The sequence below is a fragment of the Kribbella orskensis genome (assembly GCF_004342085.1).
Taxonomy (GTDB): domain Bacteria; phylum Actinomycetota; class Actinomycetes; order Propionibacteriales; family Kribbellaceae; genus Kribbella; species Kribbella orskensis.
The window spans coordinates 232,729-250,195 of record NZ_SLWM01000010.1 but is presented as its reverse complement, the minus strand read 5'-3'; the positions used below and the strand labels follow the sequence as shown (position 1 = coordinate 250,195).

General features: G+C 68.6%; 17 protein-coding genes. 13 read left to right on the top strand and 4 right to left on the bottom strand.

Annotated elements, in window-relative coordinates:
• The first annotated feature begins 26 nt into the window (after window positions 1-26).
• Window positions 27-221: an ArsR/SmtB family transcription factor gene (locus tag EV644_RS25950; protein WP_241998759.1), complete on the top strand. Its 195-nt coding sequence runs from the start codon at window positions 27-29 to the stop codon at window positions 219-221.
• Window positions 222-227: 6 nt separating this feature from the next.
• Here the strand turns inward: EV644_RS25950 and EV644_RS25945 are convergent, their stop codons facing one another.
• Together EV644_RS25945 and EV644_RS25940 are read right to left on the bottom strand one after the other, a co-directional pair.
• Window positions 228-413 carry a DUF5703 family protein gene (locus EV644_RS25945; protein ID WP_132191327.1) on the bottom strand — a complete coding sequence of 62 codons (186 nt, stop codon included), beginning with the start codon at window positions 411-413 and terminating at the stop codon, window positions 228-230.
• 28 nt (window positions 414-441) lie between these two features.
• Window positions 442-1,383, bottom strand: a complete 942-nt coding sequence (locus EV644_RS25940; protein WP_132191326.1) for an aldo/keto reductase — start codon at window positions 1,381-1,383, stop codon at window positions 442-444.
• 51 nt (window positions 1,384-1,434) lie between these two features.
• On the opposite strand from EV644_RS25940, the gene EV644_RS25935 reads away from it, so the two are divergent.
• Both EV644_RS25935 and EV644_RS25930 read left to right on the top strand, forming a co-directional pair.
• Window positions 1,435-2,493, top strand: a complete 1,059-nt coding sequence (locus EV644_RS25935; RefSeq protein ID WP_132191325.1) for an LLM class F420-dependent oxidoreductase — start codon at window positions 1,435-1,437, stop codon at window positions 2,491-2,493.
• A 6-nt stretch (window positions 2,494-2,499) separates the two neighbouring features.
• Complete coding sequence (locus tag EV644_RS25930) at window positions 2,500-3,327, top strand: undecaprenyl-diphosphate phosphatase (RefSeq protein WP_132191324.1); 828 nt, start codon at window positions 2,500-2,502, stop codon at window positions 3,325-3,327.
• 69 nt (window positions 3,328-3,396) lie between these two features.
• Here the strand turns inward: EV644_RS25930 and corA are convergent, their stop codons facing one another.
• Window positions 3,397-4,371: a magnesium/cobalt transporter CorA gene (corA, locus tag EV644_RS25925; RefSeq protein WP_132191323.1), complete on the bottom strand. Its 975-nt coding sequence runs from the start codon at window positions 4,369-4,371 to the stop codon at window positions 3,397-3,399.
• Window positions 4,372-4,527: 156 nt separating this feature from the next.
• Here corA and EV644_RS25920 point away from each other — a divergent pair, with 156 nt between their 5' ends.
• The 4 genes from EV644_RS25920 (at window position 4,528) to mshC (ending at window position 7,949) form a co-directional block, all read left to right on the top strand.
• Window positions 4,528-5,250, top strand: a complete 723-nt coding sequence (locus EV644_RS25920) for a histidine phosphatase family protein (protein ID WP_132191322.1) — start codon at window positions 4,528-4,530, stop codon at window positions 5,248-5,250.
• Between the two features lie 13 nt (window positions 5,251-5,263).
• The gene (locus EV644_RS25915; RefSeq protein ID WP_132191321.1) at window positions 5,264-5,842 is read left to right on the top strand and encodes a DUF3090 family protein; all 579 of its coding nucleotides are present in this window, start codon (window positions 5,264-5,266) and stop codon (window positions 5,840-5,842) included.
• A complete protein-coding gene (locus EV644_RS25910) occupies window positions 5,839-6,630 on the top strand; it encodes an SCO1664 family protein (protein WP_132191320.1) in 792 nt (263 codons plus the stop codon). Before EV644_RS25915 ends, EV644_RS25910 begins: the two co-directional genes overlap by 4 nt.
• Window positions 6,631-6,728: 98 nt before the next feature.
• Complete coding sequence (gene mshC / locus EV644_RS25905) at window positions 6,729-7,949, top strand: cysteine--1-D-myo-inosityl 2-amino-2-deoxy-alpha-D-glucopyranoside ligase (RefSeq protein WP_132191319.1); 1,221 nt, start codon at window positions 6,729-6,731, stop codon at window positions 7,947-7,949.
• Between the two features lie 1,441 nt (window positions 7,950-9,390).
• On the opposite strand, the gene EV644_RS25895 is transcribed toward mshC, so the two are convergent.
• On the bottom strand, window positions 9,391-10,236 hold the full coding sequence (locus tag EV644_RS25895; protein WP_132191317.1) for a PAC2 family protein: 846 nt from the start codon (window positions 10,234-10,236) through the stop codon (window positions 9,391-9,393).
• Between the two features lie 424 nt (window positions 10,237-10,660).
• On the opposite strand from EV644_RS25895, the gene EV644_RS46555 reads away from it, so the two are divergent.
• From EV644_RS46555 to EV644_RS25865, 6 genes are all read left to right on the top strand, one after another.
• Window positions 10,661-11,011: a vitamin B12 dependent-methionine synthase activation domain-containing protein gene (locus tag EV644_RS46555; protein WP_241998758.1), complete on the top strand. Its 351-nt coding sequence runs from the start codon at window positions 10,661-10,663 to the stop codon at window positions 11,009-11,011.
• The gene (locus EV644_RS25885; protein ID WP_132191316.1) at window positions 11,008-11,658 is read left to right on the top strand and encodes an HAD family hydrolase; all 651 of its coding nucleotides are present in this window, start codon (window positions 11,008-11,010) and stop codon (window positions 11,656-11,658) included. The genes EV644_RS46555 and EV644_RS25885 overlap by 4 nt, the downstream gene beginning before the upstream one ends.
• Before the next feature lie 50 nt (window positions 11,659-11,708).
• A complete protein-coding gene (locus EV644_RS25880; protein ID WP_132191315.1) occupies window positions 11,709-13,277 on the top strand; it encodes an ABC transporter substrate-binding protein in 1,569 nt (522 codons plus the stop codon).
• 247 nt (window positions 13,278-13,524) lie between these two features.
• Window positions 13,525-14,517, top strand: a complete 993-nt coding sequence (locus tag EV644_RS25875; RefSeq protein WP_132191314.1) for an ABC transporter permease — start codon at window positions 13,525-13,527, stop codon at window positions 14,515-14,517.
• A gap of 55 nt (window positions 14,518-14,572) precedes the next feature.
• On the top strand, window positions 14,573-16,354 hold the full coding sequence (locus EV644_RS25870) for an ABC transporter substrate-binding protein (protein WP_132191313.1): 1,782 nt from the start codon (window positions 14,573-14,575) through the stop codon (window positions 16,352-16,354).
• A gap of 96 nt (window positions 16,355-16,450) precedes the next feature.
• Window positions 16,451-17,464: an ABC transporter permease gene (locus tag EV644_RS25865; RefSeq protein WP_132191312.1), complete on the top strand. Its 1,014-nt coding sequence runs from the start codon at window positions 16,451-16,453 to the stop codon at window positions 17,462-17,464.
• Window positions 17,465-17,467: the final 3 nt, after the last annotated feature.

Below are 17,467 nucleotides of genomic sequence, written 5' to 3'. Positions count from 1 at the left end.
ACAGGACGGCGGCGCCGACGATGGAGATGGCTGGGGTGGAGGGCCCGGCGAGCACCAGCCAGCTGGTCGCGGTACTCGGCCTCGGGTTGGGCACGGTCGGAGACCACCTGGAGGTACTGCGGGACGCGGGCGCGGTCGGTCGAACCCGCACCGGCCGCTCGGTGCTCTACCACCGCACCGAGCTCGGCGACCTGCTGGCCAGGACCGCAGTACCTGGGTAACAGGACCTAAAAAGTCCGCATCACCTTGATGATGCGGCGGCGGAGCCAGACCCGCCTGGTGCCGTCGGGGTAGCGCCTCAGCCGGGCGAGCTCCCAGCCGCCGTACTCGGCGTGCTCGGTGAGCAACCGCCGCACGGCTCCGCGCGACTCCGTCCTGGACACCTCGAACTGCTGCAGCTCGTATTCAGCCATCCGCACCTCCGAACCTCTCGGCACTACCTCACGACACATCCTCAAGCGCCGCCACGATCGCCGGCGGCAAAGTGAGCTCCTCCACACCCAGAACCGACTTCAGTTGCATCGCCGTCCGGGCTCCGACGATGGCCGCTGTCACCCCCGGCCGGTCCCTGACCCAGGTGAGCGCCACCTCGAGCGGGGTCCAGCCGAGGCCGTCGGCGGCCCTGGCTACCGCTTCCACGATGCCCGAACCTCGCCCGTCCAGGTAGGGGTCGACGAATCTCGACAGATGTTGAGACGCCGCTCGAGAGTCCGCGGGGATGCCCGTCCGGTACTTCCCAGTCAACACACCGCGCCCAAGCGGCGACCACGCCAGTACTCCGATGCCGAGGCCGCCCGCCGCTCGAATGGCGTCCGCCTCCGCGTCCCGGGCGAGCAGCGAGTACTCCACCTGGTTCGACACCGGTACTGCGCGGCCGGGCCACGCCTGCTGCCAGGTGACCGCCCGGGCCGACTTCCAGCCCGCGTAGTTCGAGACGCCGACATACCGGACCTTGCCGGAGTTCACTGCGTGGTCCAGCGCCGACAGGGTCTCCTCGAGCGGCACGTCGTCGGACCAGGTGTGCAGCTGCCACAGATCGATGTGGTCGACCTTCAGCCGGCGCAGGGAGCCCTCCAGGTCGCGGAGCAGGGCGCCGCGGGAGGTGTCGGTGATCCGCTCGCCGCGGCGGACGCTGAAGCCGGCCTTGGTCGCGATCACCAGGTCGTCGCGGTCTACCACGTCGCCGATCAGCGAACCGATCAGCCGCTCGCTGTCGCCGTCCCCGTACGCCGCTGCGGTGTCGACCAGGGTGCCGCCGGCAGCGACGAAGGCCGCGAGCTGCTCGCGGGCCTCGTGCTCATCGGTGTCGCGGCCCCAGGACATGGTGCCCAGGCCGAGCCTGCTCACCGTCAGACCGCTGTGACCGAGATAGCGCTGCTGCATGTACCGAGCCTATTGCGGGCCACCGACAACGGCTCGTTAGGCTCGCCTGTCATGCGACTCGGACTCAACATCGGCTTCGTCCTCGGTGGCGACGACCATCTGGATCATCTGAGGGTGGTGAGGGAGGCCGAGGCGCTCGGGTTCTCGGTCACCTGGGCCGCGGAGGCGTACGGCTCGGACGCCGCCACGCTGCTGAGCTGGATCGCCGCCCAGACCTCCACCATCGACGTGGGCGCCGCCGTGTTCCAGATCCCGGCCCGGACGCCGGCGATGACCGCGATGACCGCCGCGACGCTGGACAAGCTCTCGAACGGACGGTTCCGGCTCGGTCTCGGCGTGTCGGGGCCGCAGGTGTCCGAGGGATGGCACGGGGTCCGCTTCTCTCAGCCGTTGCTCAGGACGCGTGAGTACGTTGCGATTGTGAACTCCGCCCTGCGCCGCGAGACCGTCGCCTTCGAGGGCTCCCACTTCACCCTGCCGCTGCCCGACGGGCCCGGCAAGGCGCTCAAGCTGACCATCCGGCCGGTCCGCGACCACGTGCCGGTCTACCTGGCCGCCGTCGGCCCGAAGAACCTCGAGCTGGCCGGCGAGATCGCCGACGGCTGGCTCGGCATCCTCAACGAACCCTCGTACCTGGGAGAGCAGTTGAAGCACATCAGGGCGGGCCGCCAGGTCCGTCAGCCCGAGCTCGGTCTGGAGGGCTTCGACGTCGTCGCGTCGGTGCCCACCGTGGTCGGGGACGACATTGCCGACTGCGCGGACCCGGTCCGGGGCTACACGGCCCTCTACATCGGTGGGATGGGCAGCCGGGAGAAGAACTTCTACAACGCTCTGGCCGTCCGGATGGGCTACGCCGACGCCGCCAAGGAGGTCCAGGACCTCTACCTGGCGAAGAAGCACCGCGAGGCGATGGCCGCCGTACCGCAGGACTTCATCGACTCCGTGTCGCTGCTCGGCGGCAAGGAGCGGATCGCCGACAAGCTCACCGCGTATGCCGAGGCGGGCACGACTACGCTCGCGATCACGCCGTTCGAGCCGACGGTGGAGAAGCGGATCGACACCCTGCGGGTGGTCGCCGAGGCACTCGAGCTCGCCGGGATCGGTGACTGACCCGCCATGACGATTTGGGACGCCATCATCCTCGGCATCGTCGAGGGTCTGACCGAATTCCTGCCCGTCTCGAGCACCGGGCACCTCACTATCGCGTCGAAGATGCTCGGCCAACAGATCGACGACCCGGCCATCACCGCCTTCACCGCGGTGATCCAGTTCGGCGCGATCGCGGCCGTGGTGCTGTTCATGTGGAAGGAGATCAGGAAGTACGCCGTGGCGTGGTTCCGCGGCCTGCGCCATCCGGAGTACCGGGGTGAGTTCGACCACCGGATGGGCTGGTTCGTGATCGTCGGTTCGCTGCCGATCTGCATCGTCGGCTTCCTGGCCAGGGACATCATCTCGGGACCGCTGCGCAGCATGTGGTGGGTCGCGGTCTCGCTGATCGTCTGGTCGTTCTTCATGGTCGCGGCGGAGCGGTTGGGCAGCAAGAGCCGCCCGCTGGAGAAGCTCACCCTGGTCGACGCGATCGTGATGGGCCTGGTCCAGTGCCTCGCGCTGATCCCCGGTGTCTCCCGCTCGGGCGCCACCCTGGTGGGCGGTCTGTTCCGCGGCCTGGATCGGGTCGCCGCGACCCGGATGGCCTTCCTGCTGGGCATTCCCGCCCTGGTGGGAGCGGCCGTCTTCGAACTGCCGCACGCCCTCGGCGGTGAGGTCGGGCTCGCTCCGGTCGTGGTCGGCACGCTCGTCAGCTTCGTCGTCGGCTACGCCTCGGTCGCGTGGCTGATCCGCTTCGTCGCCAAGCACTCCATCGAGATCTTCGCCTTCTACCGGATCCTGCTCGGCGTGGTGATCCTGATCCTGCTGGCCACCAGCACCATCACCGCCACCTGACGCCCGCGTCCGCAGTACTGCGAGCCGCACTGCACGGCTCCCCAGTACTGCGGACGCCGCGTCGGCTGGTCAGAGCCAGCCGGCGCGGCGGAAGCCGGCGTACATGATGCTGCAGACTGTCGCCATCAGGGCCAGGCAGGCGAAGTAGCCGTAGTACCAGCGCAGCTCGGGCATGTTGTCGAAGTTCATCCCGTAGATGCCGGCCAGCGCGGTCGGGACGGCGGCGATCGCAACCCAGGCCGAGATCCGTCGCATGTCGTCGTTCTGCTGCACCGAGACGCGGGCCAGATGGGCGCTCAGAGCGGAGCTGAGCAGCGCGTCGAGGCCCTCGGTCTGGTCGGCGACGCGGTTCACGTGGTCGGCGACGTCGCGGAAGAACGGCGCGGCCTGGGCGCTGATCAGCGGGATCTCGGCGCGGGCGAAGGACCCGATCGGCTCGCGCAGCGGGACGATCGCGCGAAGCATCTCGAGCACCTCGCGCTTCAACGTGTAGATCCGCTCGGCGTCGCTGGTGCGTTCGGAGGAGAAGACCGACGCCTCGACCTCGTCGACGTCGACCTCGACCGCCTCGGCGACCGTCTCGTAGCCGTCGACGATCGAGTCGCAGATCGCCCAGAGCACCGCCGCGGGGCCGTGCCCGAGGATCGAGGCGCGCTCCTCGAGCTCGTGCCGGGCGGTGGCCAGCGGAGCGCCCTCGCCGTGCCGGACGGTGACGACGTACCGCTTGCCGACGAAGACGCTGACCTGGCCGGTCTCCACCGCGTCACCCTCGTCGACGTACCAGAGGGTGCGCAGCACGACCACGATCGATTCGCCGAACCGCTCGACCTTCGGGCGCTGGTGCGGTTTGAGCGAGTCCTCGACGGCGAGTGGGTGCAGGTCGAAGAGTTCCTGGACCCGGTGCATCTCCTCGGCAGACGGTTCGTGCAGGCCGACCCAGCCGAAGCATCTGCCGTCGTCGTCGATCGCCTGCGCGACCGTCTCCGGGTCCCGGGGCAGGTCCTGCCGCTCACCACCGGCGTAGACCCCGCAGTCGACGATCACCCGTCCATGATTGCACCGGGGCCCCGCCGACGGCCGCGTACTGCGCTCTCCGGGGTTCGCGCCGCCGTCAGCGGGGGTGAGCTGTACTGCGCTCGCCGTCGTCGGCTGGTGAGATCTTGTGCACGGGACTTGTGCAGACCGGATACCGTGCGGTCTATGCCCACGGTGATTCTGGTCCGGCACGGCCGTAGCAGTGCCAACACCTCCGGTGTCCTCGCCGGCCGGACCCCAGGGGTCAAGCTCGACGAGGTGGGCCTGCAGCAGGCCGCCGCGGTGGGGGAGCGGCTCGCGCAGTTGCCGCTCGCCGCGATCGTCACCTCGCCCCTCGACCGGTGCAGGCAAACCGCGGCGGCGATCGCGAAGCACCACGAAGCGTTGCGCCCGGCAACTGATCGCCGGTTGACCGAGTGCGGGTACGGCGACTGGACCGGCAAGAAACTGAGCGGGCTGATGAAGGACCCGCTCTGGCCGGTCGTCCAGCAGCACCCGTCGGCCGTCACGTTCCCCAACGGCGAGTCGATGCGCGCGATGCAGCAGCGTGCGGTGGACGCCGTCCGCGCGCATGACGCCGCCCTCGCTGCCAGCCACGGGCCCGGCGCTCTCTGGGTGGCCGTCTCGCACGGCGACGTGATCAAGGCGATCGTGGCCGACGCGCTCGGGCAGCACCTCGACACGTTCCAGCGGATCGTCGTCGACACCGCGTCGACGACGATCATCACCTACACCGCGACCAGGCCGTTCCTGGTTCGCCTGAACGACTCCGGCAGCGAGCTGGCCTCCCTGGTCCCGAAGCCCGAGACTCCGGCGAAGGGCCGCCGCCGGAAGTCCGCAGTACAGTCCAGCGCACAGTCCTCCGACGCGGTCGTCGGCGGACGGTAATAGGGTTTCAGACATGGCGCGCGTAGTGCATTCGTATGACGATCCGGACCGGTTCGTCGCCGGCACCGTGGGAGAACCCGGTGCCCGGACTTTTTTCCTGCAGGCCCGGGCGGGTGCCCGGCTGACCTCGGTGGCCTGTGAGAAGGAGCAGGTGATGGCGCTCGCGGAGCGGCTCGACGTGATGCTGGACGAGGTGGCCCGGCGGTTCGACCGGGAGCCGTCCACGCCGGTCGGGATGGACGACACGGACCCGCTCGAGCAGCCGATCGAGGAGGAGTTCCGGGCCGGCACGATGACGCTGGCCTGGGAGGCCGACGCCGAGAAGGTGGTGATCGAGGTCTTCGCTGTGGTGGCGGCCGGCGAGCAGGCCGAGCTGGAGGAGACCGACCCGGTCACGGCGGCGATGGAGTCCGACGACGCCGAGGTGTTCATCGTCCGGATCAGCGAGGAGCAGGCCCGCGCGTTCGCCCGCCGGGCCGTCGCGCTGGTCGCGTCCGGCCGGCCGAGCTGCCCGTTCTGCGGCCGCCCGATCGACCCGGAGGGGCACATCTGCCCGCGCGCCAACGGCTACCGCAGGCACGTCCGCGAATGATCGATCTCGACCTGCTCCGCAGCGGGGAACTCTCTCTGCACGGACGGCTCGTCGCCGCCTCCAACGGCACCTTCCAGGGATCCGTCAGCGCCGGCGACCAGTCCGCGACCGTGGTCTACAAGCCGGTCGAGGGCGAGCGGCCGCTGTGGGACTTCCCCGACGGCACGCTGGCCCAGCGCGAGTACGCGGCGTACGTCGTGTCGGAGGCGCTCGGCTGGAACGTGGTACCGCCGACGCTGCTGCGCGACGGGCCGCTCGGCGAGGGCATGGTCCAGCTCTGGATCGACGAGGCGGAACTGCCGCCAGGTCAGACCGAGCTGGTCGACATCGTGCCGCAGGGCCGGGTGCCGAAGGGCTGGGTCGGGGTGTTCGACGCGCTCGACGGCCGGCACAACCCGGTGACGCTGGTGCACGCCGACAACGACGCCCTGCGGCGGATGGCGGTGTTCGATGCCATCGTCAACAATGCGGATCGCAAGGGCGGGCACGTGCTCGATCCGGGCGACGGCCGGGTGTTCGGCGTCGACCACGGGGTCACCTTCAACGCCGACGACAAGCTCCGCACGGTCCTGTGGGGCTGGGCCGGTACAGCGGTGCCGGCCCAGCTGCTGGAGGACGTGCGGAAGTTGGCGGACGAGCTCGCCGGGAAGCTGGGCACCGAGCTGAACCAGCTGATCACGACCGTCGAGCTCACCGCGACGCGCGAGCGGTGTGCCCAGCTCCTGAAGACCGGCACCTTCCCGTTCCCGAGCGACGAGTGGCCCGCCATACCGTGGCCTGCTTTCTAGTTCGCCGGTGTCGCCGGGGCGCGACGGAAGAGGCGGATCCGGTGAGTCTTGAGACGGCCGTCGTGTCGCGAAATTGCTGACTGGATAGGCTCCATCCCATGCAGGCGTGGACGAAACCAGAAATCCCGGTCGTACCCGGGCCGGCCCGGCGTCTTCGCCTCTACGACACGGCGTCCGCGGGGCCCGTCGAGGTACCGCCGGGCCCGGATGGCCCGGCGCGGATGTACGTCTGCGGCATCACGCCGTACGACGCGACCCACATGGGCCACGCTGCGACGTACGTCACATTCGACCTGATCAACCGGCTCTGGCGCGACGCCGGCTACGAGGTGCATTACACGCAGAACATCACCGACGTCGACGACCCGCTGCTCGAGCGCGCGACCGCGACCGGCGTCGAGTGGACCGATCTGGCCGCCCGCGAGATCCAGCTCTTCCGCGACGACATGACCGCACTGCGGGTGATCCCGCCGCAGGAGTACGTCGGCGTGGTCGAGTCGATCCCGCTCGTGGTCGACCAGATTGCCGAACTGCAGCAGGCCGGCGCCGTGTACTCCGTCGACGGCGACCTGTACTTCGCGGTCAAGGCGGACCCGGCCTTCGGCAGCGTCTCCAACTACGACGCGGACACCATGCGCGAGTTGTTCGCCGAGCGTGGCGGCGACCCGGAACGCGAGGGCAAGCGCGACCCGCTAGACGCGCTGCTCTGGCTGCACGAGCGCCCCGGCGAACCGGCCTGGGACTCCAAGCTCGGCCGCGGCCGCCCCGGCTGGCACATCGAGTGCTCGGCGATCGCGCTGAAGTACCTGGGCATGACGATCGACGTCCAGGGCGGCGGCTCGGACCTGATCTTCCCGCACCACGAGATGTCCGCGAGCCAGGCACAGTGCGCGACCGGCAAGCACCCCTTCGCCCGCGCCTACGTCCACCAGGCCATGGTCGGCCTCGACGGCGAGAAGATGTCGAAGTCGAAGGGCAACCTGGTCCTCGTCTCCAAGGAACGCCAGGCCGGCACCGACCCGATGGCGATCCGCCTCGCCCTGCTCGCCCACCACTACCGCACCGACTGGTTCTGGACCGAGTCGGATCTGCTGGCCGCGCAGGAGCGCCTGGACGTCTGGCGCGGCGCCATCACCCGCGGCTCGGGTCCTGACGGGGCCGCCGCGGTTGACGCGCTCCGCGCTGCGCTGACCAATGACCTGGACACCGTGGCCGCCCTGGCTGCGATCGACCAGTGGTCGGAAACAAACGGCGACGACACCACCGCCCCGGCACTGGTGGCCGAGGCCCTGGACGCCCTGCTGGGGATCAAGCTCTAATACAGCTCGCCGGTACGCCGGTACGCCGGTACGCCGGTACGCCGGTACGCCGGTACGCCGGTACGCCGGTACGCCGGTACGCCGGTACGGCGGTACGGCGGTACGGCGGTACGGCGGTACGGCGGGTAGGTGGTGCCGCGCGGGTGGTTCGTCGGGCATGCGGTCGGGTGGTGCGTCCCGGCATGGTGCGGGTGGTTCGCGGTCTCCGCTGCGTGAGTGTTCTAGTCGTGCTGGCGTGCGTCAAGAGCGCTTCGCGTCCCTTCGGGATCGAGCAAGCTCGACTCTTGACCCACCCCATCCCGACCAGGGAAGGACGCAGCTACGCGGATCCCGCGGAGGGGTCTGAGCCGCGGCGGGGTGGTGTTTTCGGGGTGGGGTGTGCCGGGCGACGGAGGTGTGAGCCGGTCCGGGGTGGTGTTTCGGGGCGAGGTGTACCGACCGACAGGTAGTACTGGGGTGGTCGCGGAGGTTCCAGGCGTGGGACGCCTGCCGGGGTGGGGTGTGCGGCGACTACTTCCTGTCCGTCGGTACGCCAGCGGTTCCCGAGGGTGGGTTTTCGCCCCGAGGAGTGGTGGTTGCGGCGATTCGAGGGCTGGCGCTGACAGGTTGCTCGACCACTGGCAGGTCGTCGACCACTGGCGGGTTGTTCGACCCCTGGCAGGTTTGTCGGCCGGTTGGGCGGGTTGGGCGGCGGCGTGCGGCTCGTTGCGGGGTCGGCTGGCGGGGTGTTCGCCGGCTGGCGGCTTGTAAGGCGCCAGCGGCCGAACAGCCCGTCATCGGGAGGCCGGTCGCCGGTCTGGGGGCCGACGGGGTGCGGTGGTGGGGACCGCGGACACCTTCTGGGGGTGTGACGGCCGGTGGCGGTGCGGTGGCGGGGCGGTGGCGGTGCGGGTTGTGGGGACTTCGGACACCGTGTGGGGACCTGGGACAGGTCAGGTCGTGTCCGAGGTCGCGACTTGGTGTCCGAGCCCGCACTTTGTGCACCGGTTGAGCGTCCGGTCGCCGGGATCTGCTCAAGTGGTGCACAAAGTGCCGGTTTCGGGAGTCCCGCGGGTCCGGGCAAAGGGACACCCCGACCTTCCGGGGCGAGGCAGCTCCCCGAACGTCTGGGCAAGCAACTCCCCGAGCGTTTGGGCGGGGGAGCTCCCCGGGCCTTGTCGCCATACCTCCCAGCGGCTCCGGGATAGCTGCGTTCCTTCCCTGGTCGGGGTGGTGTGGGTCAAGAGTCGAGCTTGCTCGATCCCGAAGGGACGCGAAGCGCTCTTGACGCACACCGGCCCGACTAGCACCATCACGCAGCCCGGGGACGCAACCACCTCCGCCTATACCGGACGCGACCACCTCAGCCCAAGCCGTTGGAACCACCCGAGCCGGTGCCGGTGGGACCACCTCGCCTCGTAGTACGGCGGATCCCCCGACAGCAGGCGGACGACGTACGGGGTTAGTCGGGGCGGTCGGTGTTGCGGCGGCGGAGGTAGCGTTCGAATTCGGCGGCTATGGCGTCGCCGCTGGCTTCGGGGAGGTCGGTGGTGTCGCGTTGTTCCTCGAGGGAGGCTACGTACTCGGCGACCTCGGGGTCTTCCTCGCTGAGCTCGTCGGCGCCTCGCTGCCAGGCCCGGGCCATTTCCGGGAGGTCGCCTTCGGGGATCGGGAGGTCGAGCAGGGCCTCGACCTTGCCGAGCAGGGCGAGGGAGGCCTTCGGGCAGGGGGTGCCGGCGATGTAGTGCGGGATCGCGGCCCAGATCGAGACCGATGGTACGCCGAGGGTGCTGCACAGGTCGGCGAAGACGCCGGTGATGCCGGTCGGGCCCTCGTACGTCGACGGCTCCAGGCTCCAGGACGCGGTCAGCTCCGGGTCGGACGAGGAGGCGGTGACCGGGATCGGCCGGGTGTGCGGGGAGTCGGCGAGCAGGGCGCCGAGGACGACGACCAGTTGGGCGTTCGACTCGTCCACCAGCTCGAGCAGCTCGCGGCAGAAACCCCGCCAGCGCATGTTCGGCTCGATGCCGCGGATCAGCAGCACGTCGCGGTCGGTGTCCTCGGGACGCGCCAGGAAGACCCGGGTGGTCGGCCAGGTGAGCCGCCGGATGCCCTCGTCGTCGAAGTTGACCTGCGGCCGGTTCACCTGGAAGTCGTAGTAGTCCTCGGGGTCGATCGCGGTGACGAGCTCCGCGTCCCACTCCTCGATCAGGTGGTCGACCGCTCCGGTGGCCGCCTCGGCCGCGTCGTTCCAGCCCTCGAACGCGGCGATCACGACCGGATCTCTCAGGTTCGCGAGATCTACCACTCGCCACTCCCTGTCCTAGTCGTCTGTAAGTAGCCTTCCGGCGCTGCCAAGCCGCCGGTGCCGGACTGCCAGCCTACGTGCATAAGGAGTCCGGCGGCGGTGGTTTCACAGGCAGCGGAAAGTGTGGTGACACCGCCATACGCGGGATACCTGGACGAGCGGGCGACGTTCCTCGGCCAGTGGGTCTGCGGGCCACCCGTGGCGCCGACGGTCCGCCGTACGACGAGTTGGTCGAGAGCGAGGGCCGGCCGCGGCTGCGGATGTGGATGGACCGGGTGCACACCGACGGCATCCTCGCAGCAGCGGCGGGATCGGTTCCTCTGCCTGGTGGACTTCTTCCGGCCGACGGAGTCCGGCGAGCTCGACGTGGTCGGGTTCCACCTGGTCACGATGGGGCCGAAGGTGGCGGAGGTGACGGGGGGAGTTGTTCGCGCGGAACGCCTATCGGGACTACCTCGAGCTGCACGGGTTGTCCGTGCAGCTGACGGAGGCGCTCGCGGAGTACTGGCACTCCCGGGTGCGCGACGAGCTGGGGTTCGGCGGCGAGGACGGGGACCTGGACGGGATGCTGCGGGATCAGGCGTACCGCGGCTCGAGGTACTCGTTCGGGTACCCGGCGTGCCCGGACTTGGAGGACCGGGCGAAACTGGTGGGGTTGTTGAGGCCGGAACGGATCGGCGTCCACCTACCTGAGGAGCTGCAGTTGCACCCGGAACAGTCCACCGACGCCCTGGTGGTTCACCACCCCGAAGCGAAGTACTTCAACGCCTCATGACCCTTCAAGCGGTGCTCTGGGACATGGACGGCACGCTGGTGGATTCCGAACCGATCTGGGCCCGGGTGCAGATCGACCTGCTGGCCTCGCTCGGTGCGACCTGGACGATCGAGGACTGCGTCTCCCTGGTCGGCAGCGGCCTCGGTGACGCGGTGAAGGTGTGGATGTCGCGCATCCCGGCCGGGACGATCGAGGCCGACGAGCTGGCCGGGCGGATGTACGGCGAGGTGGAACGCTCGCTGAAGGAGGAGGTCGTCTTCCGGCCCGGCGCGGTGGAGCTCCTGCAGGCACTCAAGCGCGAGGGGATCCCCTGCGCGCTGGTGTCGGCGTCGTACCGGGTGATGATCGACGCGGTGATGTCGCACCTGCCGCCGGACCTGTTCGACGTGATCGTCGCCGGGGACGAGGTGACCAACAACAAGCCGCACCCCGAGCCCTACCTGACGGCCGCCCGCGAGCTGGACGTCGATCCGGCGGATTGCGTGGTGATCGAGGACTCACCGGGCGGTACTGCGTCCGGGACCGCGGCCGGCGCGTTCGTGGTCGCTGTGCCGCAATGGGTGGAGATCCCGGCGGGGCCGCGACGGCAAGTGATCGAGTCGCTCGAGACCGTCACGCCGGACGCGCTGCGAGACCTGCTCCGTTGACGGGATACCTTCTTTCTGGGACCCGCGGGGGTGTTCTGGGGAAGGGTGGAATGGTGACAGTGTTGTGGCGCCGGGGCGCCTGGGTGCTCGCGGTCGGCGTGCTGGCGGGATCTCTCGCAGCCTGCGGCAAGCCCGCCCAGACCACGCACCAGGGTGGTGAGGCGCCGAAGGACATGGTCCTCAAGGTCGTCACCGCAGACACCGTCACCTTGCTCGACCCGGCCGGTCCCTCCGAGGTCGGGTCCCGCACCCTGCAGGCGAACCTCTACCAGACCCTGCTGACGATGACTCCGGACAAGCCGACCCCGGTGCCGGACGCCGCCGACTGCCAGTACGACGCGCCGACGACGTACACGTGCAGCCTGAAGAAGGGGCTGACCTTCCCGAACGGGCACGAGCTGACCTCGTCGGACGTGAAGTTCAGCTTCGACCGGATGCTGCGGCTGAAGACCCCGGGCGGTCCGGCGGCGTTGTTCGGGTCGGTCGCCTCGGTGAGCACGCCGGACGAGCTGACCGCGGTGTTCACCCTGAAGAAGCCCGACGCGCGGTTGCCGTACCTGCTGACCATCACCGGCGCCTCGATCGTGGACGAGGAGTCCTACCCGGCGTCGAAGCTGGTGACTGACAAGGCGATCGGCAGCGGGCCGTACCAGCTCACGTCGTACAAGCCGGGCGTGCGGGCGGTGCTCGCCAAGTTCAGGAAGTACAAGGGCGCGCGCGCGGCGCTGAACGACGGCGTCGAGGTGAGTTTCGTCTCAGACGCGACGTCGCTGACCAACGCGATGACCCAGGGCAAGGCCGACTTCGGCGTGCACGGGTTCGGGCCTGGCGCGCTGGACCGGCTGCGTACGGCGAACCAGGTGCAGGTGGTCCAGGCGCCGTCCGCGGAGATCCGGTTCTTCGCCTTCAGCATGAAGTCGCTCGTCGCCCGCAAACCCGCCGTACGACGGGCCGTGGCGCAGCTCATCGATCGCCAGGCCATCGCGAAGAAGGCGTACGGCGATCGCGTCACCCCCCTGTACTCCATGGTCCCGCCGGGATTCGGCGGCCAGGTGGACGCGTTCCGTTCGCAGTACCAGGAGCCGAGCAAGACCGCGGCCGCGGCGATCCTGCGCGAGGGTGGCATCACCACGCCGGTGACGCTCACGCTCGGCTGGACGCCCACGCAGTACGGCGCGGGCGCCAAGGCGGAGGTGCTCGAGCTGAAGCGGCAGCTGGAGGTGTCGGGGTTGTTCAAGGTGGTCCTGCGCAGCGTCGAGGGGCCGCGGTACCAGCAGCTGGCCCGGGCCGGGGCTTTCGACCTGTACCACGCCGGCTGGCTGCCCGACTACCCCGACAGCGACGACTACCTGGCGCCGTTCCTCCGCGATGGCGGGCTCTACCAGAACGGGTACCGGAGCGCGGCGGCGACCAAGCTGCTGGATCAGGAGATCGCCGAGCAGAACCAGCTCGATCGCGAAGAGTTACTGAAAAGCCTGCAGTTGCTGATCGCTCAGGAAGCGCCGGTCATCCCGACCTGGCAGGGGCAGTTGCCGGTGGTGGCGGCCAAGGGTTTGCAGAACGTGGCGGAGGCGGCGAACCCACTGTCATTCGTTTACTTTTCAGGCTTACGGAAGTAATGAGGCGGGTGCGGCGACCTGCTACTGCCTGGACTTCTCCCATCACGCACAGCGAGACGATCGCAACCCCCGGTAGGGGCATGCTTTACTGCGAGTTGTCCCACGATACGGGACGATTTCCTGCGCATCACGATCGGGCAACGCAGCACTTTCCGCGTTTGACTCCGGGCAGTAATGGCGGCAGGTTAAGGCGGCAGCTACACCGGTTTCCGCCGGTCCGACGACTTGAGGCAGGGGTACCCATCGCGTGACTACACCACTCGAGGTCGAGCCGGGATCGGCTTCGGCACAGCCGGAAGCCGTGGTCCAGGGCGTCGGCAAGATCGAGGGTCGGTCGCTCTGGCAGATCTCGTGGATCCGGCTCAAGCGGGACAAGGTCGCGCTCGCCGGTGGTGCTGTCGTCCTGCTGCTGATCCTGGTGGCGACGTTCGCTCCGCTGATCTGCAAGATCATCGGCGTCACGCCGAACGACTTCCACCAGGACCTGATCGATCCGTCCCTGCAGACCCCGATCGGCAAGTGGAACGGCATCAGTGCGGACCACCCGTTCGGGATCGAGCCCGTGAACGGCCGCGACATCTTCGCCCGGATCGTCTACGGTGCCCGGATCTCGCTGCTGATCGCCTTCCTGGCGACGATGCTCTCGGTGGGCATCGGCACGGTGGCGGGGGTCGTGGCCGGCTACTTCGGCGGCTGGGTCGACAGCGTGATCAGCCGGCTGATGGACATCTTCCTGGCCTTCCCGCTGGTGCTGTTCGCGCTGGCGCTGGTCGGCGCCGTGCCGGACCAGCTGCTCGGGCTGAAGGGCGACTCCCTGCGGGTGGCGCTGATCGTGTTCATCATCGGTTTCTTCAGCTGGCCCTACATCGGCCGGATCATCCGCGGCCAGACGCTGTCGCTGCGGGAGCGGGAGTTCGTCGACGCGGCCCGCAGCCTCGGCGCGCGGCGTCCGTACATCCTGTTCACCGAGCTGCTGCCGAACCTGATCGCCCCGATCCTCGTGTACGCCACGCTGCTGATCCCGACCAACGTGCTGTTCGAGGCGGGTCTGTCGTACCTCGGCGTCGGTGTCCGGCCGCCGACGGCCAGCTGGGGCGACATGCTGTCCATCGCGGCGAACTGGTACCAGGTCGCGCCGCTCTACATGGTTCCGCCCGGCCTGGCCATCTTCATCACGGTGCTGGCCTTCAATCTGTTCGGCGACGGGCTGCGAGATGCCCTCGACCCGCGGTCGCGATAGGACTTCTCTCCAACCAGGGAGCCTGGCTCTCACGAAAAAAGGGGTGCAACAACAGATGAGATGGAATCGCATCACGACGGCCACCGCCGTCAGTGCGGCCGTCGCCTTGGGCCTGGCGGCTTGCGGGGGCAGTGACAACTCCGGCGACAGCGGGTCAGGCGGCGGCACCGACGCGACGAAGGCCGAGTACAACTCGGCCGTCACCGGGACATACAACCCGAGCGACAAAAAGGGTGGCACGCTCCGTATGGCCATCACCGAGAAGTGGGACTCCACGGACCCCGGTGACACCTACTACGGCCTGTCCTGGAACTTGGTGCGCAACTACGTCCGGCCGCTGATGGTCTTCAAGTCGGCTCCAGGCAAGCAGGGCGCGGAGGTCGTTCCGGACCTCGCCGAGGCCGCCGGTGTGCCGAGTGACGACGCCAAGACGTGGACCTACAAGATCCGCAAGGGCGTCAAGTACGAGGACGGCACCGAGGTCACCTCGAAGGACGTCAAGTACGCCGTTGCCCGGTCGCTGGACAAGGCGACGCTGCCGAACGGCCCGACGTACTTCAACGACTTCCTGCTGGACGTGCCCAAGGGCTACAGCGTCTACAAGGACAAGTCGCTGGCTGGTGTCGCCAAGGCGATCGAGACCCCGGACGACCAGACCATCGTCTTCCACCTGAACAAGTCGTTCTCCGGCTTCGACTACTTCGCCCAGCTGCCGGCTACCGCACCGGTCCCGCAGGCCAAGGACACCGGGTCGAAGTACCAGCTGCACCCGATCGCGACCGGTCCTTACAAGTTCGAGAGCCACGACCCGAACAAGGGCCTGACGCTGATCCGCAACGACCAGTACGACCCGGCCTCCGACCCGAACTCGGGCCGCAAGGCGCTGCCGGACAAGATCACGGTCGCCTACAACGTGAACGGTGCCGACATCGACAACCGCCTGCAGGCCGGTGACCTCGACGTCGACATCGCCGGTACCGGTGTGCTGGCGGAGACCCAGGCGAAGATCCTGGGGAACCCGCAGCTGAAGGCGAACGCCGACAACGTCCCGGCACCGCGGCTGAACTTCACCGTGTTCAACGGCGAGGTCAAGCCGCTGGACAACATCGACTGCCGCAAGGCGATCCTGTACGCGGCCGACCACGAGGGGTACCAGCGCGCGTACGGCGGTCCGGTCGGTGGCGACATCGCCACGAACCTGATGCCGCCGCTGGTGACCGGCGCGGTGAAGTTCGACGACTACGGCTTCGAGGCCGACAAGAACGGCAACGTGGACAAGGCGAAGGAGGCGCTGACGGCGTGCGGCATGCCGACCGGCTTCAGCACCAACATCGCGTACCGGGCGGACCGACCCAAGGAGAAGGCGGTCGCGGAGTCGCTGCAGCAGTCGCTGAAGCGGGTCGGCATCAACCTGACCCCGAAGGGTTTCCCGACCGGTGACTACACCAAGCTGTACGCCGGCAAGCCGGACTACGCGAAGGCCAACAGCCTCGGCCTGATCGTCTACAGCTGGGGTGCTGACTGGCCGGACGGCTTCGGTTTCCTGAGCCAGATCGTCGACAGCCGGGTCATCCGCGCCACCGGTGGTAACACCAACCTCGGCGTTCGGATCCCCGAGGTCGACACGTTGATCGACCAGGCGCTGAAGGAGACTGACAAGGCGGCCCGCGAGAAGCTCTGGGTCGACGTCGACAAGAAGGTCATGGAGCAGGCCGCGGTACTGCCGGGCATCTGGGCCAAGGGCCTGCTGTACCGGCCGACCACCTTGTCGAACGTGTTCGTGAGCGACAGCCAGAACATGTACGACTACGCCAGCATCGGTGTGGCCCAGAAGTAGTAGCGGGCTGCTCTGACCATCATTCGCAGCAGAGGTAGGTGAAGGCTGACGGTGGCCGGTGATCAAACGTGATCACCGGCCACCACGCCGAGCACGGTGTTCGCATATCTGGTCCGCCGGGTGATCGGAGCAGTAGTCCTGCTCTTCATCGTCACGGCTGTCACGTTCTCGATCTTCTTCATGGTCCCCAAGCTCGGCGGCGCGACCGCCGACGACCTGGCCTCGCGCTACGTCGGCAAGAGTGCGGGCGTGGAGCAGATCCACGAGACCGCAGTCAGGCTCGGCTTCACCGACCCTCTCTACGTGCAGTACGGCCGCTTCGTGAAGGGCCTGTTCGTCGGTCAGGAGTACAACTACGGCCCGGCGACGGAGCACTGCCCGGCACCGTGCTTCGGCTACTCGTTCCTGACCCAGCAACCGGTCTGGCCGGACCTGGTCGACCGAATACCTGTCACTGCCTCGCTGGCCCTCGGGGCCGCCGTGATCTGGCTGCTGGCCGGAGTCGGCACCGGTGTGGTGTCCGCGCTGAAACGTGGGTCGTTCCTGGACCGGTCGCTGATGTCGGTCGCGTTGGCCGGTGTCTCGCTGCCGATCTTCTTCACCGGTCTGCTGTCACTGTCGATCTTCAGTTACGGCCTCGGCTGGACCGCCCAGGGCGGTACCAACCCGATGGACGCGTCCAGCCCGTGGGAGTGGGCGTACGACCTGCTCCTTCCCTGGATCACGCTCGCCTTCCTGTACGCCGCGGCATATGCCCGGCTCACCCGGGCAGGCATGCTCGAGACCATGAACGAGGACTTCGTCCGGACCGCGCGGGCCAAGGGCCTGACCGAGCGGACCGTGGTCACGGAGCACGGCCTGCGCTCCGCGCTGACGCCGATCCTGACCATCTTCGGTCTTGACCTCGGCCTGCTGCTCGGCGGTGCGATCCTGACCGAGACGACCTTCTCACTGCCCGGCATCGGGCAGTACGCCGTCATCGCGCTGCGGGCCAACGACCTGCCCAAGGTGCTCGGCGTGACCCTGGTCGCCGCCTTCTTCATCGTGGTGGCCAACCTGGTCGTCGATCTCCTGTACGCCGTAGTCGACCCGAGGGTGCGAATCTCGTGACCG